Genomic DNA, 22,637 nt, shown 5'->3' on the forward strand with positions numbered 1-22,637 from the left:
GCCCCGGACCCTGCATGTCGACGAGCCGACCCCCGAAGTGGACTGGTCGGCGGGCGCGGTCCAGCTCCTGACCGAGAACCGCGACTGGCCCGGGAGCGACCGGCCGCGCCGGGCCGCGGTGTCCTCGTTCGGTGTCAGCGGCACCAACGCGCACGTCATCCTCGAACAGGGCCCCCTCGTCACGGAGGACCCGGGCGGCGACCACCGTGCGGACGGCGACGCCGTGCCGTGGGTGCTGTCCGGCCGCTCCGCCGACGCCCTGCGCGGGCAGGCCGCACGCCTCGCCGCCCACCTGGCCGACAGCGAGATACCGGTCGGCCGAGTCGGGCACGCCCTGCTCACCTCCCGTGCGGCCCTCGAACACCGGGCCGTCGTCCTGGGCGGCGAGCCGGCCGAACTCCTCGCCGGACTGGGCGCGGTGGCCGAAGGCGAGCCCGCCCAGTCCGTGGTGACCGGCGCCGTACGGCCGCTCGGCCGGGGCCCCGTCCTCGTCTTCCCGGGGCAGGGTGGGCAGTGGCCCGGCATGGCGGCCGAACTCCTCGACACCTCCCCGGTCTTCGCCGCCCGGTGGGCCGAGTGCGAACGCGCACTGGCGCCGTACACCGACGTCTCCCTCACCGCAGCGGTGCGCGAGGGCACCGCGCTGGACCGGGTGGACATCGTCCAGCCGGCGCTGTTCGCGGTCATGGTGTCGCTGGCCGCCCTGTGGCGCTCGCACGGAGTGCGGCCCGCCGCGGTCATCGGGCACTCCCAGGGTGAGATCGCCGCGGCCTGCGTGGCCGGGGCACTGTCCCTGGACGACGCCGCCCGGGTGGTCGCGCTGCGCGCCAAGGCGCTCGGCGCGCTGGCGGGCGACGGTGGGATGGTATCGGTCGCCGTACCCCTGGCCGAGGCCGAACGGTGGCTGCCGCGCTGGGAGGGCAGGCTGTCGGTGGCCGCCGTGAACGGGCCGTCCGCGGTGGTCGTCTCCGGTGAGCCGGAGGCACTGGACGAACTCCTGGCGCACGCCGGTCAGCAGGACGTCAGGGCCCGTCGTATCGAGGTGGACTACGCCTCGCACTCGGCGCAGGTGGCCCGGATCGAGGACGAGATCCGCAGCGTGCTCGCCGGTATCGAGCCGCGGCCGTCGGACATCCCGTTCTTCTCCACCGTCACCGCCCAGTGGCAGGACACCACCGAACTGGACGCCGGGTACTGGTACCGCAACCTGCGCGAGCCCGTACTGCTCGACCAGTCCGTCAGCGCGCTGATCGAGCAGGGTTACCACGTCTTCGTCGAGGTCAGCCCGCACCCGGTCCTCGGTGCCGGGATCAGCGAGATCGGCGAGGCCGTCGGCACGGAGCCAGTGGTGACCGGGACGCTGCGCCGCAACCAAGGCGGACTCACGCGGATGCGTGCCTCGCTCGCCGAACTGTGGGTGCACGGCGTCGCGGTGGACTGGACGGCCGCCTTCACCGGCCACCCGGCCCCGCCGGTGCCGCTGCCCACGTACGCCTTCCAGCGCGACCGCTACTGGCCGCCGAACCGTCCGGCCGCCTCGGATCCGGTGGACGAGGGCTTCTGGCGGGCCGTGGAACAGCAGGACCTGCCCGCCCTGGCCGGCACGCTGAACCTCACCGACGACCAGCCGCTGCGCGACCTGGTGCCCGCGCTTTCGGCCTGGCGGCGCGGCCGCAGGGAACAGAGCGTGCTCGACTCCTGGCGCTACCGCATCGTCTGGAAGCAACTGCCGGAACGGTCCGGTGCCGAACTGCCCGGCACCTGGCTGCTGGTACGGCCCGCCGGCGCCGAGGACGACCCGGTGGTCGTCGCCGCGATGCGCGCGGTCACCGAGGCGGCGCAGAACACCGCGGTGGTCACCGTGGGCAGCGGCGACGACCCGCAGACCCTGGCGGCCGCGATCCGGGACGCGCTCGGCGGAGCCGTCCCGGCCGCAGTGGTCTCGCTGACCGGTACCGATGCCTCCGCGCATCCGGAACGGCCGGTCGTCCCCCTCGGCACCGCCCTCACCGTCGTGGTGCTGCAAGCACTCCTCGCTGCGGGAGTCGAGGCGCCGCTGTGGTGTCTCACTCGCGGCGCGGTCGCCACCGCCGACGACAGCGACGGCCCGGCGAGCCCGCTCCAGGCGGCCGTGTGGGCGCTGGGCCGGATCGCGGCCGTGGAGTCACCGCAGACCTGGGGAGGCCTCGTCGACCTCCCCGACACCTTCGACGACCGCACGACGCAGCGGCTCGTGTCCGTCCTCGCCGGTTTGGACGGCGAGGACCAGGTGGCGCTGCGTCCCTCCGGAACCTTCGGCCGCAGGCTGGTACGCATCGCCCCCGGCAGCGCGGCCGGCGAGGGCTGGACCCCCCGCGGCACCGTGCTGGTGACCGGCGGCACCGGCGCGCTCGGCGGGCGCGTCGCCCGCTGGCTGGCCCGCGAGGGCGCCGAGCACATCGTGCTCACCAGCCGCCGTGGCGCGTCCGCCCCCGGAGTGGACGACCTCGTCGACGAGCTGACGGAAATCGGCGCCAGGGTGAGCGTGCTCTCCTGCGACCTCGCCGTGCCCGCCGAGGCGGCCGCCCTGGTCGCCGGGATCCAGCGGGACGGCGACCGGATCGGCGCCGTGATCCACACCGCCGGCGCAGGCGGACTCGGACCGCTCGTCGACGCCCACCTCGACGACATGGACCTGGCCATGGCCGGCAAGGTGGCCGGCATCGAGAACCTTGAGGCCGCGCTCGACCCCGGCCAACTCGACGTAGTCGTCTACTTCTCCTCCATCAGCGCCTCGTGGGGCGCCGGCGACCACGGAATCTACGCGGCGGCCAACGCCGTCCTCGATGCCCGCGCGGAAGCCCGGCACGCGACCGGCGTCCGCACCGTGTCGGTGGCCTGGGCCCCGTGGGGCGGCGGCGGAATGATCGACGACCCGGTCGTCGGCGCCACCCTGGCCCGCATGGGTCTGCCCCTCGTCGACCCGGACCTCGCGATCAGCGGGCTCGCCCGGGTACTCGCCGAAGGGGAGGAATCGCTCCTTCTCGTGGACGTCGACTGGAGCCGCTTCGTACCGCAGTTCACCCTTCGCCGCCCCAGCCGTCTGCTGGACGAGCTGCCCGAGGCACGCACCGAGACGCTCGACGCGGCACCCGCCGCGTCCGGCGGCCAGTCCGCGCTGGCCCGTCGGCTCGCCGGACTGACCGGTGGCAAGCGGGCGACGGCACTGCGTGATCTGGTGCGCGAACACGTCGCCGCGGTGCTCGGCCACGGCGACGCACAGTCCGTGGACCCCACCCGCGCCCTGCGCGACCTCGGATTCGACTCGCTGACCGCGGTCGAGCTGAGGGACCGTCTGAGCACGGTGGCCGGGGTCCGGCTGCCGGCCACCATGGTCTTCGACCACCCGACCATCGACGCGTTGGCAGAGTTCCTGTCCCGCAGCGTGGACGGCGAGAAGCCCGCCGAGACGCCCGAACAGGTCGTCGTCCAGGTCGATCAGGACGAACCGGTCGCCATCGTGGCCATGGCCTGCCGCTACCCCGGCGGCATCACCTCCGCCGAGGAGCTGTGGCAGGCCGTCCGCGACGAGGCGGACATGATCGCCCCGTTCCCCGGCGACCGGGGCTGGCCGCTCGACCGCCTCCTCGACAGCGACCCCGATCAGCAGGGTTCCAGCTACGTCAACCACGGCGGGTTCCTGCACGACGCCGCCCAGTTCGACCCCGGCTTCTTCGGCATCTCCCCCCGCGAGGCCCAGGCCATGGACCCGCAGCACCGGCTGCTGCTGGAAACGACCTGGGAGGCCCTGGAGCGCGCGGGCATCGCCCCGAAGTCGCTGCACGGCAGCCGGACCGGGGTGTACGTCGGCATGACCGACCAGGCGTACGGCACCCGGCTGCGCGGCTCCACGGACGGCATGGAGGGCTACCTGGTCAGCGCCTCCTCCAACGTCGCCTCCGGCAGGATCTCGTACTCGCTCGGATTCCAGGGCCCCGCGCTCACCGTGGACACGGCCTGCTCGTCCTCGCTGGTGGCGCTGCACCTGGCGGCGCAGGCGCTGCGCAACGGCGAGTGCGACCTGGCGGTCGCGGGCGGTGCCACCGTCATGCCGGATCCCACCTCCTTCGTGGCCTTCAGCCGGCAGCGGGGACTGGCCGCCGACGGCCGCTGCAAGCCGTTCGCCGCCGCCGCGGACGGGTTCTCCCTCGGTGAGGGCGCCGGTGTGCTGCTGGTGGAGCGGCTGTCCGACGCACGCCGCAACGGCCACCCGGTGCTGGCGCTGGTCCGCGGCTCCGCCGTGAACCAGGACGGCGCCTCCAACGGGCTCACCGCGCCCAACGGCCCCGCCCAGGAGCGCGTCATCCGGCAGGCGCTGGTCAACGCCGGGCTGTCCACGGCCGGCGTCGACGTCGTCGAGGCGCACGGCACGGGCACCACGCTCGGCGACCCGATCGAGGCCCAGGCCCTGCTGGCCACCTACGGCCAGGGACGCCCGGACGGGCGCCCGCTGTGGCTGGGCTCGGTCAAGTCGAACATCGGGCACAGCCAGGCCGCCGCCGGTGCGGCCGGCATCATCAAGATGGTGCAGGCCATGCGGCACGAAGTGATGCCGCGCACCCTGCACGTGGACGCCCCGAGCCCGCACGTCGACTGGACCTCCGGCGCGGTGGAACTGCTCGTCCAGGCCCGGCCCTGGACCCGCGACGACGAACCGCGCCGCGCGGCGGTCTCCGGGTTCGGCATCAGCGGCACCAACGCGCACATCATCCTGGAGGAGGCGCCGGCCGAGTCCCCGCAGGAGGCACCGGACGAGCCGGATCCGATGCGTGCCGGGACCGGCGTACCCGTTCCGCTCGTCCTCTCCGCCCGCACCCGGGAGGCCCTGCCCGACCAGGCGGCCCGCCTCGCCGCCCTCCTCGACAGCGACACCGTCACCGTCACCGACCTCGCCCACTCCCTCGCCACCACCCGCAGCGTCCTGGACCGCGCGGCGGTCGTCGTCGCCGCGGACGTGGACGAGCTGCGGCGGAGCCTGGCCGGCCTGGACGACTCGTCGACGGGCGCCGTCGCCGAGGAACGCGCCGACGGCGGCCTCGCCTTCCTCTTCACCGGGCAGGGCGCCCAACGGGCCGGGATGGGCCGCGAGCTGTACGCCGCGTTCCCGGCCTTCGCCGCCGCCTTCGACGAGGTGTGCGACGAGCTCGACCGGCATCTGCCGCGCCCCCTGCGCCCGGTCGTCTTCGCCGAACCCGGCACGCCGGAGGCCGAGCTCATCGACCAGACCCTCTACACCCAGACCGCGCTGTTCGCCGTGGAAGTGGCGCTGTTCCGGCTGCTGGAGCACTGGGGCGTACGGCCCGACGCGGTGCTCGGGCACTCGATCGGCGAACTCGCCGCCGCGCACGCGGCCGGGGTCTGGTCGGTCGGCGACGCCGCCCGAGTGGTCACCGCCCGCGCCCGGCTGATGCAGGAACTGCCCGAGGGCGGCGCGATGCTGTCCGTCGCCGCGGCCGAGGAGGACGTGGCCGCGCTGCTCGGCGACGCGTTCGCCGAGGTCGCCGTAGCGGCCGTCAACGGCCCGGCGGCCACGGTGCTGTCCGGTGCCGAGGAGGCCGTCACGGCCGCGGGCGCACGGCTCGCCGAGGCCGGGCTGCGCACGAAGCGGCTCACCGTGAGCCACGCCTTCCACTCGCCTCTGATGGAACCGATGCTCGACGCCTACGAGCGCGAACTGGCCGCCGTCTCCTTCGCCGAGCCGGAACTGCCCGTCATCTCCAACGTCACCGGCGAGACCGCCACCCCCGGGCAGCTGTGCGACCCGGCGTACTGGACTCGGCAGGTACGGCAGCCGGTGCGGTTCGCGGACGGGGTGCGGAGCCTGCTCGACGAGGGCGTGACGACGTTCCTGGAGCTGGGCCCCGACGGCGTACTGACCGCCATGGCGCAGGAGTCGGCCGCCGCCCGCGCCACCGGCATCGCCACCCAGCGCCGGGACCGTGACCAGGTACGAACCCTGCTCACGGCGCTCGGCAGGCTGCACGCACGGACCGAACGCGTCGACTGGCCGGCGTTCTTCCGCGGCACCGGGGCACGCCGGGTCGACCTGCCCACCTACGCCTTCCAGCACCGGCACTACTGGCTCGACGCGCCCACCGGGGGCGCCGAGGCACTGGCCGGCGCGGGGCTGGCGGCCGCCGGGCACCCGCTGCTCACCGCCTCCACACCGCTGCCCGAGACGGGCGGCTCCCTGTTCACCGGCAGCCTGCCCGGCACCCACGAGGCCCGGCCGCTGTCCGGCGGGGACGTCCTGGACCTGGTGCTGTGGGCGGGCGACGGCCTCGACTGCGACCGGATCACCGCGCTCGACCTCGACACGGCGGCGCACGGCGGCCCGCAGGCACCGCTGCAACTGGTCGTGACGGCCTCCGACGAGAACGGCGACCGGGACTTCGCCCTCCACGTGGGTGCCCCGGGCCAAGCCGCTGGGGACTCCTGGACCCGGGTCGCGGCCGGCACGCTCGGCCGGGCACCCGCCCGGCCCGCCCCCGACGCGGCTCCCGGCTCCGCCGACTGGCCACCCGCCGACGCCGAACCTGTCGGAGCCGACGCGGTGTGGCGCCGGGAGGACGAGTTGTTCGCCGACCTGGCGCTGACCGAGAGCGACGCGGCCGACGCCGACCGCCACGGCCTGCATCCCGAACTGCTGGCCGCCATGAGCGATCTGATCGTCGAACTGGCCGGGGAGCCCGTCCGCTTCGCCGGAGTGACCCGGCACGCCACCGGCGCCACCGCCCTGCGCGCCCGGCTGACCCGCTCGGGCCCCGAAACCGTCACGGTGCTGCTGTCGGACCCGCAGGACGAGCCGGTGCTCACGGTGGACGAGGTCCGGGTACGGCCCGTGCCCCCGGCGGCCCGCCCGGCCGCCGAAGCCACTCCGGACGCGCTCCACCGCCTGGTCTGGACCCCGGTGACGGCCGCCCGCCCCGACCCCTCCGCGACCTGGGCCGTGGTGGGCGGCGCCGGGGACGCCCTGGCCAGGGCCCTCGAAGAGTGCGGTGCCGACGTACGGACCCACCCGGATCTCGCCTCCCTCGATGCCCCGTGCGACCTCGTCGTCGTGCCCGTGGACACCGAACCAGGCGGCCCGATCGAGTCCGTACGGCACACAACTGTGCGCACCCTGGAACGGGTCGGGGAACTGCTCGCGGACCTGCGGCTGACCGACACCCGGTTCGTCCTCGTCACCCGGGCGGCCGTGTCCACCGGGGACGCCACCCCCGTCGACCCGGCCCAGGCGGCGGCCCGCGGTCTGCTCATGTCGGCCCAGGCCGAGCACCCGGGCCGGTTCGTCCTGGCCGATCTCGGCGGCCGGGACACCGACGCCGGCCTGCTCGCCGCGGCCGTGGGCACCGCCCTAGCCCAGGACGAGCCGCAACTCGCCGTACGCAACGGTGAGTTGCTCGTCCCCCGGCTGGCCCGGGTCGCCGAACGGCCGGAGCCCCGCCCGGCGGCCGCCGACCACGGCACGGTGCTGGTCACCGGCGCGAGCGGAGGCATCGGCACCGAGATCGTGCGGCACCTGGTGAGCGCCCATGGCGTACGCCGTCTGCTGCTGCTCAGCAGGAAGGGGCCCGACGACCCGCGCGCTGCCGAACTGGTCCGGGAACTGGCCGAGTCGGGCGCCGAAGCGGTCCTCGCGGCCTGCGACACCGCAGACCGCGCGGCCCTCGCCGCGGTCCTGGCCGACGTACCGGACGAGCACCCGGTGACCGACGTCGTGCACATCGCCGGAGTCGTCGACGACGGCGTGCTCACCACGCTGACCCCCGACCGGATCGACACCGTCCTGCGGCCCAAGGTCCACGCCGCACAGCATCTGCACGAGCTGACCGCCGACCTGAACCTGTCCCGCTTCGTGCTCTTCTCCTCCGGCGTCGGCACCTTCGGCGGCGCCGGACAGGCCAACTACGCGGCGGCCAACGCCTTCCTGGACGCGCTCGCGCACCGCAGGCGGACGGCCGGCCTGCCGGCCACCTCGCTCGCCTGGGGCCTGTGGCAGACCACGGCCGGCATGTCCGCCGAGCTGTCCGAGGTCGACCGGCGGCGGCTGGCCCAGTCCGGCGTCGTCGCCCTCACCCCGCAGCAGGGGCTCGCGCTGTTCGACGCCGCCTGGCACTCCGACGCGGCGACCCTGGTGCCGATGGGCCTGGACACCGCAGTCCTGCGCAGGAAGGCGGCAGAGCAGACCCTGCCCGCCGCGTTCCGCGGGCTGGTCCGCGCCCCGCTGCGGCGGGCCGCCTCAGCCGGCGGCCACACGGCGGGGGAGTCCTTCGCGCAGCAACTGGCCGGGCAGTCCGAGAGCGGGCGCCGCAAGCTGCTCCTTGAGCTGATCCAGCGACATGTGGCATCCGTGCTCAACTACGCGGCCGACACCGCCATCGACCCCAAACTCCCCTTCCGGGACCTGGGCTTCGACTCGCTCACCGCGGTCGAACTGCGCAATGCGCTGATCGCCGCGACCGGCGTCCAGCTCTCCGCCGCGCTGGTCTTCGACTACCCCACGGCGACGGCCCTCGCCGAGCACCTGGAGAGCAAGGTGCTGCGGTCCGTCGCCGGGGCACCGCTGCCCGTGCTCACCCAGCTCGACCACCTGGAGGCCGCGCTGGGGGCCGGGCCGGCCAGGTCCGCCGACCGCGAACAGATCGCGGCCCGGCTGCGCGCCCTCGCCGCCGCCTGGAGCGCCGACGAGCGCACCGCCGGCGACACCGAGGACACCGACATCACCAGCAAGCTCGATTCCGCCACGGATGAAGAGCTTTTCGACTTCATCAACGCGGAACTCGGAGAGGACTGAATCCCGATGACCAACGAGCAGCAGCTGCGTGACTACCTCAAGCGGGTCAGCGCGGACCTGCACCGCACCCGTCGGCGGGTCAGCGAACTGGAGGCGCGGGACACCGAGCCGATCGCGATCGTCGGGATGGCCTGCCGTTACCCCGGCGGGGTCACCTCCCCCGAGGCCCTGTGGCGGCTCGTGGCGGAGGGGACGGACGCCGTCGGCCCCTTCCCCACCGACCGGGGCTGGGACCTGGACGGCCTCTACCACCCCGACCCCGACCACCCGGGCACCTGCTACGCCCGCGAAGGCGGGTTCGTCGACGACATCGCCTCCTTCGACGCGGCCTTCTTCGGCATCTCGCCTCGCGAGGCGCAGTCCATGGACCCCCAGCAGCGGCTGCTCCTTGAGACCTCCTGGGAGGCCCTGGAACAGGCGGGCCTCGACATCCACGCGCTGCGCGGCAGCCGCACCGGAGTGTTCGCCGGACTCAACCAGCAGGACTACGGCACCCTGCTCGCCGCCTCCGCGGACGGGCTGGACAGCTACGGCGCCACCGGCACCTCCAACAGCGTCCTGTCCGGTCGTGTCTCCTACGTCCTGGGCCTGGAGGGCCCCGCGGTCACCGTGGACACCGCCTGCTCGTCCTCGCTGGTGGCCCTGCACCTCGCCGTCCAGGCGCTGCGGGGCGGCGAGTGCGACCTGGCGCTGGCCGGCGGTGCGACCACGCTGTCCACCTCCGCGGTCCACGTGGCCCTGTCCGGGCAGCGCGCGCTGGCACCCGACGGCCGCTCAAAGGCGTTCTCGGCGGCTGCCGACGGCGCCGGCTGGAGCGAGGGCGTCGGTGTCCTCGCCGTCGAGCGGCTCTCCGACGCCCGCCGGCACGGCCACCGGGTGCTGGCGGTGCTGCGCGGCAGCGCCGTCAACCAGGACGGTGCCTCCAACGGCCTGACCGCGCCCAACGGGCCCTCCCAGCAGCGGGTCATCCGTCAGGCACTGGCCAACGCGGGCGTGTCGCCCGCCGAGGTGGACCTGGTGGAGGCGCACGGCACCGGCACCAGCCTCGGCGACCCGATCGAGGCGGACGCACTGCTGTCCACCTACGGCCAGGCCAGGACCGCCGACCGGCCCCTGTGGCTGGGCTCGCTGAAGTCGAACATCGGCCACAGCGGTGCCGCGGCCGGCGTCGGCGGTGTGATCAAGGCGGTGCAGGCGCTGCGGCACGGCATCCTGCCCAAGACCCTGCACGCCGAGGAGCCCACCCCGAACGTCGACTGGTCCTCGGGCGCCGTCGAACTCCTCGCCGAGGCCCGCCCGTGGCCCGCCTCGGACATCCCGCGCCGGGCCGGGGTGTCCGCCTTCGGCATCAGTGGCACCAACGCACACGTCATCATCGAGGAGGCGCCCGCACCGGAGCCGACACCGGGCGAGGCACCCGAGACGGCGGCTGCCCCGCCGCTGCTGCCGTGGGTGATCTCCGCCCGCGGCGATGCCGCTCTGCGTGCCCAGGCCCGCGCCCTGCGCGAGCACCTGCTGGCCCGGCCCGAGGCCGGCGACGCCGACGTGGCCCTCTCCCTGGCCACCACCCGCACCGGCCTGGAACACCGGGCCGCGGTCCTCGCCGCCGACCGGGACGGCTTCCTCGACGCCCTGGACGCGCTCGCCGCCGACCGCCCCGCCGAAGGAGTGCTGCGCGGTACGCCCGCCGAGGGCAAGGTCGTCTTCGTCTTCCCCGGCCAGGGCTCGCAGTGGACCGGTATGGCCCGTGAACTCCTCGACAGCTCCCCGGTGTTCGCGGCCAAGGCCGCCGAGTGTGCCGAGGCGATCGAGGAGTTCGTGGACTGGAAGGTCCTCGACGTGCTCCGCGACGAGCCCGGCGCCCCCTCCATGGAACGCATCGAGGTCATCCAGCCCGTCCTGTTCACCGTCATGGTGTCGCTGGCGGCCCTGTGGCGGTCCTACGGGGTGGAGCCCGACGCCGTCGTCGGCAGTTCGCAGGGCGAGATCGCCGCCGCCCACGTCGCCGGCGGACTGAGCCTCGCCGACGCGGCCCGGGTCATCTGCCTGCGCAGCCGGCTGCTGGCGGACACCCTCGTGGGCAAGGGCGCCGTGGCGTCCGTGGCACTGCCCGCCGACGAGGTGCGCCAACGTCTGACCAGGTGGGCGGACCGGCTGTCCGTCGCCGGTGTCAACGGCCCCCGGATCGTCGCCGTGGCCGGCGACTCGGACGCGCTGGGCGAGTTCGTCGCCGAGTGCACCCGCGACAAGGTCCGCGCCCGGATCGTGGCCGCCACCGTGCCGACCCACTGCCCCCTCGTCGACCCGCTGCGCGAGCGCCTGCTGGAGCTGCTGGCCCCGGTGCGGCCGCGCACGGGCACGGTACCGATGTACTCGACGGTCACCGGCGGCCTGCTGGACACCGCCACCATGGACGCCGAGTACTGGTACGACAACACCCGCGCCCCGGTGCTCTTCGAACCGGTCGTCCGCGCCCTGCTCGCCGAAGGTCACGCCGCCTTCGTCGAATCCAGTGCCCACCCCGTACTGGCCATGGCCGTCGAGCAGACCGTCGACGCCACCGGGACACCCGGCGTCGTCGTGGAGTCCCTGCGCCGCGACGAGGGCGGGCTCGGCCGGATGCTGACCTCGCTGGCCAAGGCACACCTCGGCGGCGTCCGCGTCGACTGGCCCGCCGTGCTCGCCGGCACCGGCGCCCGCACCGTGGAGCTGCCCACCTACGCCTTCCAGCGCACCCGGTACTGGACCGAGGCCGACGACCGTACCGGTGACGTCGGTTCGGTCGGCCTGTCCTCGGTCGACCACCCGCTGCTCGGCGCCCTGGTCCGGATGGCCGACGGCGACGGCGCCGTCCTCACCGGCCGGCTGTCCCTGCGTACCCAGAGCTGGCTGGCCGCCCACGGCGTCGCCGACCGGGTGATCTTCCCCGGCACCGGCTTCGTGGAGCTGGCCGTGCTCGCCGGTGACCAGGTCGGCTGCGGCCGGATCGAGGAACTGACCCTGCACACACCGCTCGTCGTGCCCCGCACCGGCGCGGTCGTCGTCCAGGCCCATGTCGACGCGGCCGACGAGACGGGAGCGCGGACGCTGAGCGTGTACTCCCGCCCCGACGACGCCACCGCCGACACGGTCTGGACCCGGCACGCCTCCGGCGTCCTGGTCGCAGACTCCGCAGACTCCGCCGAGGGGCTCACCGGGGTCTGGCCGCCCGAGGGAGCCGAGGCCGTCGACATCTCCGGCCTCTACGACGGCATGGCCGCGGCCGGCTACCAGTACGGCCCCGAGTTCCGCGGCCTGAGCCGGGTGTGGCACCTGGACGGCGACGTCTACGCCGAGGTGGCGCTCCCCGCCGACCAGCACTCCACGGCCGAGCGCTTCGGCCTGCACCCCGCGCTCTTCGACGCCGCCCTGCACGCCATGTTCACCTGGGACGGCGACGACGGCGGCGGCGTCGGCATGCCGTTCTCCTGGACCGGGGTGCGGCTGCACGCCACCGGCTGCGCCCGGCTGCGGGTACGACTCGCCCGCCGCGGCGACAGCGAGTTCACGCTGACGCTCGCGGACGAGGCGGGGGACCCCGTCGTCTCGGTCGACACCCTCGTCGTCCGCCGGATGACCGAGTCCGCTCTCACCGCCGTGCGCGCCGACACGCTCTTCCGGCTCGACTGGCGGACCGTGCGGACCGACGAGGAGACGCCCGCACCGCGCTGCGTCCTGCTGGGCGGCGACCCGCTGGGCCTCGCCGCCGCCCTGCCCGGCACCGGGCGGGCGGCGGACGTGGCGGAACTCGCCGCGCTCGTCGCCGAGGACACCTCCGGCGTCACCGCGCTGCTGTCCGTCGTCGGCGACGGCACCGCCGAGCGGACCGGCGATCCGGTGGTCGACACCGTCGCCCTGCTTCAGGACTGGATCTCCGACACCCGGCTCGACGACACCCGGCTCGTCGTCGTCACCCGCGGTGCGGTCGCGGCCGTGGACGGCGAGGACGTCACCGACCTCGCCGCGGCCGGGGTATGGGGCCTGCTGCGCTCGGCACAGAACGAACACCCCGGCCGCTTCGGCCTCGTCGATCTCGACACCACCGACGAGTCCACGGTGGCGCTCGGCACGGCGCTCGCCTCGACCGAGGAACAACTCGCCCTGCGCGAAGGGATGTTGCGTATCCCCGGCCTGACCCGTTGGGACCCCGGCACGACCATCCTCCCGCCGTCCGGTGAGCGCGCCTGGCGGCTGGAGAACACCCGGCCGGGCACGATCGAGGGCCTCGCGGCCGTGCCCTGCCCGGAACTCCTCGCACCCCTGGAACCCCGGCAGGTACGGATCGCCGTCCACGCCGCCGGCATCAACTTCAAGGACGTCGTCGTCGCCCTCGACCTGGTCCCCGGACTGACCGGACTGGGCGGCGAGGTCGCCGGCCTGATCACCGAGGTCGGCGCCGACGTCACCCACCACCGCGTCGGCGACCGGGTGTTCGGCCTGTCCACCGAGGCCTTCGGCCCGGTGACCGTCGCCGACGAACGCACCGTCCACCGCATACCCGACGGCTGGACCTTCGAGGAGGCCGCGTCCGTCTCCGTCGCCTACATGACGGCGTACTACGGACTGGTCGACCTCGGTGGCCTGCGCCCCGGGCAGAACGTGCTCATCCACGCCGGGGCCGGCGGGGTCGGCAGCGCCGCCGTGCAACTCGCCCGCCACCTCGGCGCCGAGGTGTACGCCACGGCCAGCCCCGGCAAGTGGGACACCCTGCGCGCCCACGGCCTGGACAGCGCGCACATCGCCAACTCGCGGACCCTCGACTTCGAGCAGTGGTTCCTGGAGTCCACCGACGGCCACGGCATGGACGTCGTACTGGACTGCCTGGCCGGCGAGTTCGTCGACGCGGGCCTGCGGCTGCTGCCCCGCGGCGGACGCTTCCTGGAGATGGGCAAGACGGACAAGCGCGACCCCGAACAGGTCGCCGCCGCCTACCCGGGCGTCGCTTACCAGGCGTACGACCTGCCCGAAGCCGGACTCGACCGCATCCACGAGATGCTGGTCACCCTCACCGAACTGTTCGAGGCCGGTGGCCTGCGGCCCCCGCGCCTGAACACCTGGGACATCCGCGACGCCCGTGCCGCCTTCCGCGCCCTCAGCCAGGCCGCGCTCGTCGGCAAGGCCGTCCTCACCCTCCCCGGCGAGCCGTTCCCCGCTCACGGCACCGTGCTGATCACCGGCGGCACCGGCATGCTCGGCGCGCTCCTCGCCCGCCACCTGGTCACCGAGTACGGAGTGACCAGCCTGCTGCTCACCAGCCGGCGCGGACCCGACGCCCCCGGCGCCGCCGAACTGCAGGCGGAACTGACCGAGGCCGGCGCCCACGTCACCCTCGCGGCCTGCGACATCACCGACCGCGGCCAGCTCGCCGCCCTGCTCGCCGACATCCCCGCCGACCGCCCGCTCACCGCCGTACTGCACACCGCGGCGGCACTGGACGACGGCCTCATCGAGTCCCTGACGCCCGAACGCACCCTGGCCGTCCTGCAGCCCAAGGTCCTCGGCGCCCTCCATCTGCACGAACTCACCCGCGACCTCGGCCTCGGCGCCTTCGTGCTGTTCTCCTCCATGGCGGGCACCATGGGCGCCCCCGGCCAGGGCAACTACGCGGCCGCCAACGTGATGCTCGACGCCCTCGCCGCCCACCGGCGGGCCCAGGGACTGCCGGGACTCTCCCTCGCCTGGGGCTTCTGGGACCAGCGCAGCGAGATGTCCGGCCACCTCGACGACCGTGACATGCAGCGCATGAGCCGCGGCGGCATCGTGCCGATGACCAGCGAGGAGGGCCTCGCCGCGTTCGACCTGGCGTGCCGCACCGACCGTGCCCAGCTCGTCCCCGCCAAGCTCAACCCCGCCGCGCTCGCCGGGACGTCCGGCCGCGTCCCGCCCATCATGCGGGCACTGGTGCCCACACCCGCCCGGCGGGCCGGACACCGGTCGGCCGACACCGAGGGCGGTTCCCTGCGGGAGCGGCTGATCCCGCTCACCGGCACCGAACGCATGCGGATCCTGCTCCAGCTGGTCCGCTCCCACGCCGCCACCGTCCTCGGCCACGCCGACCCGGACGCCGTCGGCTCGACCGCGCCTTTCCGTGAACTCGGCTTCGACTCACTGACCGCCGTGGAGTTCCGCAACCGGCTCACCGGCGCCGTCGGCTTCCGGCTGCCCGTCACCGTGGTCTTCGACCACCCGACCCCCGGCGAGCTGGCCGACTTCCTCGCCGCCGAACTCCTCGACGGCCTCGACGAACCCGCGGCGACCCCGGCCAGGTCCCGCACCACGACCGCCCCCGTCGCCCGCACCGACGACGAACCCCTCGTCATCGTCGGCATGGCCTGCCGCTACCCGGGCGGCATCAGCTCCCCCGAACAGCTGTGGGACTTCGTCCTCAACGAGCGCGACGCCATCTCCGGCTTCCCGGCCGACCGCGGCTGGAACGACACGCCGCCCGCCGACGACTCCGTGCCGCAGCAGGGCGGATTCATCGACCGGGTCGCGGAGTTCGACGCCGCGTTCTTCGGGATCTCCCCCCGCGAGGCCCTCACCATGGACCCGCAGCAGCGGCTGCTCCTTGAGACGTCCTGGGAAGCCCTCGAACGCGCCGGCATCGCCCCCGCCACCCTGCGCGGCAGCCGCACCGGCGTCTTCGTCGGCGCCGCCGCCTCCGGATACACCAGCCTGTTCCGGCGCGGCTCGCAGGCCCTGGCCGGATACGGCGTGACCGGCGCCTCCACCAGCGTGGCGTCCGGCCGAGTGTCCTACGTACTGGGCCTGGAAGGCCCCGCCGTCACGGTGGACACGGCGTGCTCGTCCTCGCTGGTCGCCCTGCACACGGCGGCCCGGGCGCTGCGCGACGGCGACTGCGACCTCGCCCTCGCCGGCGGTGTCGCCGTGATGACCAGCCCGTTCCTCTTCGACGACTTCGCCAGGCAGGGCGGCCTGTCGCCCGACGGCCGCTGCAAGGCCTTCGCCGCCGGCGCCAACGGCACCGGCTGGGCCGAGGGCACCGGAATGGTTCTCCTCGAACGGCTCGGTGACGCCCGCCGCAACGGGCACCCGGTCCTCGCGGTGCTGCGCGGCAGCGCCGTCAACCAGGACGGTGCCTCCAACGGGCTCACCGCGCCCAACGGCCCCTCCCAGCAGCGGGTCATTCGCGAAGCCCTCGACCGCTCCGGGCTCACCGCCGCGGACGTCGACGCCGTCGAGGCACACGGCACCGGCACCACCCTCGGCGACCCGATCGAGGCCCAGGCCATCCTCGCCACCTACGGACGCGACCGGAACGCCGACGAGCCCCTGCTGCTGGGCTCGCTGAAGTCCAACATCGGACACAGCCAGGCCGCCGCCGGCATCGGCGGCGTCATCAAGACGGTGCAGGCGTTGCGGCACGGCGTGCTGCCCCGCACCCTGCACATCGACGAGCCGACCCCGCACGTCGACTGGTCCGCGGGCGCCGTCGACCTGCTCACCGAGACCCGCCCCTGGCCCAGCACGGGCCGCCCCCGCCGGGCCGGAGTGTCCTCCTTCGGCGTCAGCGGCACCAACGCCCACGTCATCCTCGAACAGGCCACCGAGCCCGCCCCCGCGCCCGCCGACCAGGCTCCCCTGCCCGTCACCCCGTGGCTGCTGGCCGGGCACGACGAACAGGCCCTGCACGCCCAGGCCCAGGCACTCGTGACCGCGCTGCGGCAACCGCAGGACGGCCAGGAGGGCTCGGTCACCGACATCGGCGATGCGCTGGCCACCCGCCGCGCCGCCCTGGAGCACCGGGCCGCACTGCTGGTCACCGACCGGGACGAAGCGCTGGCCCGGCTCGCCGAGTTCGCGGCCGGCCAGACCCCCGACGGACTGCTGCGCGGCACGGCGGACGAGGGCGGCCTCGCCCTGTTGTTCGCCGGCCAGGGCTCCCAGCGGCCGGGCATGGGGCGCGAACTGTACGCGGAGTTCCCCGCTTTCGCCCGCGCCTTCGACGAGGCCTGCTCCCACCTCGACCCGTTGCTCGGACGGCCGCTGCGCGACACGGTGTTCACCGCCGACGCCGCCGAACTCGACCGGACCGCGATCACCCAGCCGGCGCTGTTCGCCCTCGAAACGGCCCTGTTCCGGCTGCTCGAATCCTGGGGCGTGACACCCGACTACGTCCTCGGCCACTCCGTCGGCGAGATCGCCGCCGCCCATGTGGCGGGCGCCCTGGACCTCGCCGACGCAGCCCGGCTCGTCGTCGCCCGGGGCCGCCTGATGCAGGCCCTGCCGTCCGGCGGAGCCATGCTCGCCGTCCAGGTGGGGGAGGCTCAGGCCACGCAGGCGCTCACCGAGGTGCTCGGCGAGGACGCCGGCACCGTGGACCTCGCGGCCGTCAACGGCCCCCGCTCGGTGGTGTTCTCCGGCACTGCGGAGTCCGTCGACACGCTCGCCGCGTACTTCGCCGAACAGGGGCGGCGGACCGGCCGGCTCGGCGTGAGCCACGCCTTCCACTCGCCGCTCATGGAACCGATGCTGGAAGAGTTCGGCGAGCTGGTGGCCGGGCTGACCTTCGCCGCGCCCCGCATCCCGGTCGTCTCCAACCTCACCGGAGCCGTCCTCGGCGCCGACGAGATCGCCGACCCCCGGTACTGGGTGCGGCACGCCCGGCACACCGTTCGCTTCGCCGACGGCGTCGCCGCCCTCGCCGACGCGGGCGTCACCGGCTTCCTGGAACTCGGCCCCGACGCCACGCTCACCACGATGGCCGAGGACTGCTTCGACACCGCCCCCGCCGGCGTGTGCACCTCGCTGCTGGGCCGCGACGGCTCCGAACCGGCCACCCTGCTGACCGCGCTGGCCCGCGCCCACGTGCACGGCGTCGGCGTCGACTGGGCCGCAGTCTTCGACGGCACCGGCGCCCGCTGGGCGGACCTGCCGACCTACGCCTTCCAGCGGGCGGCCTACTGGCCCGCCGAGTCCACCACCGACCGCGTCGACCTGTCCTCGGCCGGCCTCGACGACACCGGACATCCCCTGCTGGGCGCCATGGTCAGCGCGGCCTCCGGCGGCGATGTCCTGTTCACCGGCGAACTCTCCCTGGCCGCCCAGCCCTGGCTGGCCGACCACCGCATCCTGGACGCCGTCCTGTTCCCCGGCACCGGCTTCCTCGAACTCGCCCTCTGGGCGGGCAGCCGCCTGGACGCCGGCGAACTGGAGGAACTCGTCGTCCACAGCCCGCTGATCCTGCCCGAGCGCGGCGGCGTCACGGTCCAGGTCGTCGTCGGCGAGGCCACGGACGAGGACCGCAGGCCGGTCGCCGTCTACTCACGCGCCGCCGGCACCGCCGAATGGACCCGGCACGCGGAAGGCCTGCTCGTCGCCGGCCCCGCACCACAGCCGGCCGGGCCGCCGGCCTCCTGGCCGCCACAGGGCGCCGAACCCGTCGCCCTCGACGAGTTCTACGCCGACCTGACCGCGGCCGGCACCGCCTACGGGCCGGTGTTCCAGGGCTTGACCGCGGCCTGGCGGCTGGACGGGGAGGTCTACGCGGAGATCGCGCTGCCCGCGCAGGCGGCCGACGACGCCCGAGCCTTCGGCGTCCACCCCGCCCTGATGGACGCCGCCCTGCACGCCCTCGCCTTCCTGCCCTCCGCCGACCGCGGCAGCGGCCCGTTCCTGCCGTTCGCCTGGCAGAACGTCGCCGCGCACGCCCCCGGCGCCACCACCTGCCGGATCCGCCTCACGGCCGGAACCGGCACCGACGAGGTCGTCGCCACCCTCTGGGACGGCGACGGACAGCCGCTCGTGTCCGTCGGCGGACTGAGCCTGCGCACCGTCTCCCGCGCCCAACTGGGCACATCGGCCGCCGCGTCGTCCCTGTTCCGCATGGACTGGACACCCGCGGCACAGCCGGAGGCCGCCGGTGCCCCGACGGTCCGCTGGGCCGTGGTGGGCCCCGACGTCCCCCGGACACCCGGTGTCGACCACTATCCGGACCTCGCCGCCCTGCGCCAGTACCTCGCCGACGACGGCCCGGCACCCGACCTGGTCCTGCTGCCCTGTGTGCCGTCCGCCGCCGGCATCGACGCGGCCACGGCCCGCGCAGCCGTGCACACGGCCCTCGACACCCTGCGCACCTGGGTGGAGGACGAACACTTCGTCAAGAGCCGCCTCGTGCTGTGCACCCGCGGCGCCGTCGAGACGCGACCGGGAGAAGGGGTGGAAGACCTGGCGCACAGCGCGGTGTGGGGCCTGGCCCGCAGCGCGCAGCTCGAACACCCCGACCGGCTGATCCTGGTCGACCTCGACGCCGACACCACCACCGACGACCTCACCCGGTCCCAGATCCTGGCTCGCACCGAGACCGCCGACGCCGACCAGTTCGCGATCCGCGGCGACCTCACCCTCGTACCGGCACTGGCCCGCCACACCGTCCAGGACCCGGCCCCGGACCGCGCATGGCCGGCCGACGGCACCACCCTCGTCACCGGCGCCGGCGGAATGATCGGCGGACTGCTCGCCCGGCACCTCGTCCGCGAGCACGGCGTACGCCACCTCCTGCTCCTCGGCCGCCGCGGCGAGGAGGCCCCCGGCATGGCCGAACTCCGCCGGGAACTGACCGAGTCGGGCGCCGACGTCCAGGTCGCCGCCTGTGACACGGCCGACCGGGACGCCCTGTCCGCCGTGCTCGACCGGATCCCGTCGACGGCACCCCTGACCGCCGTCGTCCATGCGGCGGGCGTCGTCGACGACGGGCTCCTCGCCTCGCTCACCGACGAACAGGTCGACCGGGTGCTGCGGCCGAAAACCGACGCCGTGGTGAACCTGCACGAGCTCACCGCACCCCTCGGCCTGCGCGCCTTCGTCGTCTGCTCCTCCCTCGCCGGAACCCTCGGCGGCGGCGGACAGTCCGCCTACGCCGCGGCCAACGCCTACCTGGACGCCCTGTGCCGGCGACGGCGGGCCGACGGCCTGCCCGCGCTCTCGCTCGCCTGGGGACCCTGGGAGAGCAGCGCCGGCATGACCGCCCAGCTGGCCGCCGCCGACCTGCGGCGCATCGCCCGCGCGGGCATGCTGCCGCTCACCCCCGACGACGGGCTGGCCCTCTTCGACGCGGCCCACGCCACCGGCGATCCGGTGCTGTTGCCCTTCCGCTTCGAACCCGGAGGCATGTCACCCACCGACTGCGCCGCCCTGCCCGCCGCCCTGCGCACCCTGGTGCCCCGGCCCCGACGCCGCGCCGGCGAGCCCGGCACCGGCCTCTCCGGGCTCCGCGACCGGCTGCGCCCCCTGTCCCACGACGACCGGATCGGCGCCCTGGAGAACCTCGTCCGCACCGAGGTCGCCTCGGTGCTCGCTCTGCCGTCGGCGGACGCCGTACCGGTCACCAAGGCGTTCAAGAGTCTCGGCTTCGACTCCCTGATGGCGGTCGACCTCCGCAACCGCCTCAGCGCCGTCACCGGCGTACGGCTCTCCGCGACCCTGGTGTTCGACCACCCCAACACCCGGTCCCTGGCCGCCCGTCTGCTGACCGGCATGGAACTGGACACCGCCACCACCACCGACCCGGCCCTCCTCGCCCTGCGCGAACTGGAGAACGCGGTCCGCTCGGCGGAGCCCGGCGCCGACGACCGCGGGGTGCTGGCGACCCGGCTGCGGGTGCTGCTGGCGGCGCTGGAGGAGACGGCGGACCGCACCGGCGACGAGGACACCGACGGCGAGACGGACCTCGACGCGGTGAGCGCCGAGGAACTCGTCACCCTGCTCGGCGACGAGTTCGGCCTCTCCTGAGCACCGGCCCCTACCTGCGCCACCGGCCCAGAAGTTAGGGGTGTTCGCGGCGCTGAACTGGGGCGGGGACCCCCGTCCCCGCCCCATAGCCTGCAAACAGGCCTGTCCTTGCGCATTGACGAAACACGTGAGTGGGAGTTGAGCATGAGCAGTTCCATGTCGGAGGTCGTCGACGCGCTGAGGACCTCGCTGCTGGAGAACGAGCGGCTGCGCAAGCAGAACCAGCGGCTCAGTGCGGCCTCGTCGGAGCCCCTCGCCATCGTGGGCATCGGCTGCCGCTACCCCGGCGGCGTGCGCGACACCGACGGCCTGTGGCAGCTCATCGCCGAGGGCCGCGACGCCATGTCGGGCTTCCCCACCGACCGCGGATGGGAGAGCTGGGACGTCCCCGCCGCCCGCACCGGCGCCTTCCTCCACGACGCCGGCGACTTCGACCCCGCCTTCTTCCGCATCTCGCCGCGCGAGGCGATGGCGATGGACCCGCAGCAGCGCCTGCTCCTTGAGACGTCCTGGGAAGCCCTGGAGCGCGCCGGCATCGACCCGGCCTCGCTCAAGGGCAGCCGTACCGGAGTGTTCGTCGGCGGAGCCCCGCAGGAGTACGGCGCCCTGGTGATGAACTCGGCCGAGGGCGCGGGAGGTTACGCCCTGACCGGCGCCCCCGGCAGCGTCCTGTCCGGCCGTATCTCCTACGTGCTGGGCCTGGAGGGCCCCGCGGTCACCGTGGACACGGCCTGCTCGTCCTCGCTCGTCGCCCTGCACCTCGCGATCAAGTCACTGCGCACCGGCGAATGCGACCTGGCCCTGGCCGGCGGCGTGCTCGTGCTCATCACCCCGTCGATCTTCGCCGAGTTCTCGGCGACCGGAGGATCGGCCGGTGACGGCCGCTGCAAGGCCTTCGCGGCGTCCGCGGACGGCACCGGCTGGGGCGAGGGCGCGGGCGTCCTCGCGCTCCAGCGCCTGTCCGACGCCCGACGGGACGGCAACCCCGTGCTGGCCGTGATCCGCGGCTCGGCGGTGAACCAGGACGGTGCGTCGAACGGTCTCAGTGCTCCGAACGGTCCGTCGCAGCAGCGTGTCATCCGGCAGGCGGTCGCGAACGCCGGACTGACCCTCGCGGACATCGACATGATCGAGGCGCACGGCACCGGCACCACGCTCGGCGACCCCATCGAGGCCGAGGCGCTGCTGGCCACCTACGGTCAGGAGCGACACGACGGCCGGCCCCTCTGGCTCGGCACCCTGAAGTCGAACATCGGCCACACCCAGGCCGCGGCCGGTATCTCCGGAGTGATCAAGGCCGTACTGGCGCTCCAGCAAGGGGTGTTGCCGAAGACGCTGCACGTGGACGAGCCGACGCCAGAGGTGGACTGGTCGGCGGGCGCGGTGGAGCTGCTGACCGAGGCCAGGGAGTGGCCGCAGACGGGTCGTCCGCGGCGTGCGGGTGTGTCGTCGTTCGGGATCAGCGGCACCAACGCGCACGTCATCCTTGAGCAGGCTCCGGAGCCGGAGCCCGTGGAGCCGGCCGGGGCGGGGCGTCCCGTGTTGGAGGGGCCGGTGCCGTGGCTGGTGTCGGCCCGCGGTGAGGCGGCGTTGCGTGAACAGGCAGCACGACTGGCCGAGCACGTGGTGCGCACTCCCGGGTTGAGCCCGTTGGATGTGGGTTTCTCGTTGGCGGGGACGCGGTCGGCGTTCGAGCAGCGGGCGGTGGTGCTGGGCGGGGACCGGGAGGAGCTGGTCGCCGGGCTGCGGTCGGTGGCCGAGGGCGTCTCGGTGGCGGGCGCGGTGACCGGCCGGGCCGCCGATGGTGGCGTCGTGTTCGTGTTCCCGGGCCAGGGGTCGCAGTGGGTCGGCATGGCGGCCGAGTTGCTGGAGTCGTCCGAGGTGTTCCGCGCGCGGATGGAGGAGTGCGCCGAAGCACTGACCGCGCACGTGGACTGGTCGCTGCCGGCGGTCGTGCGCCAGGAGGAGGGCACCCCGTCCTGGGGCCGGGTGGATGTGGTGCAGCCGGTGC

The 22,637-nt window shown here is 74.4% G+C and carries 3 protein-coding genes (1 of these 3 only partly in view); all 3 read left to right on the plus strand.

Annotated features, from left to right (window positions below):
• Positions 1-8,836: the 3' portion of a type I polyketide synthase gene (locus tag POF73_RS41445; RefSeq protein WP_443049738.1), read on the plus strand. It extends 5,546 nt beyond the left edge of the window; only the last 8,836 of its 14,382 coding nucleotides appear in the window; its start codon lies off the left edge, out of view; it ends in the stop codon at positions 8,834-8,836.
• A gap of 6 nt (positions 8,837-8,842) precedes the next feature.
• Positions 8,843-20,626, plus strand: coding sequence for a type I polyketide synthase (locus tag POF73_RS41450; protein ID WP_272124581.1), 11,784 nt, complete (start codon positions 8,843-8,845; stop codon positions 20,624-20,626).
• Between the two features lie 144 nt (positions 20,627-20,770).
• Positions 20,771-22,637 (plus strand): type I polyketide synthase (locus POF73_RS41455; RefSeq protein WP_272124582.1); only part of this gene is annotated, 1,867 nt, incomplete at its 3' end.

This window comes from Streptomyces sp. HD (genome assembly GCF_028369295.1).
GTDB lineage: Bacteria > Actinomycetota > Actinomycetes > Streptomycetales > Streptomycetaceae > Streptomyces.

Coding starts and splice junctions, on each gene's coding strand:
- POF73_RS41450 (WP_272124581.1), top strand. CDS start 8,843: ATGACCAACGAGCAGCAGCTGCGTGACTACCTCAAGCGGGTCAGCGCG.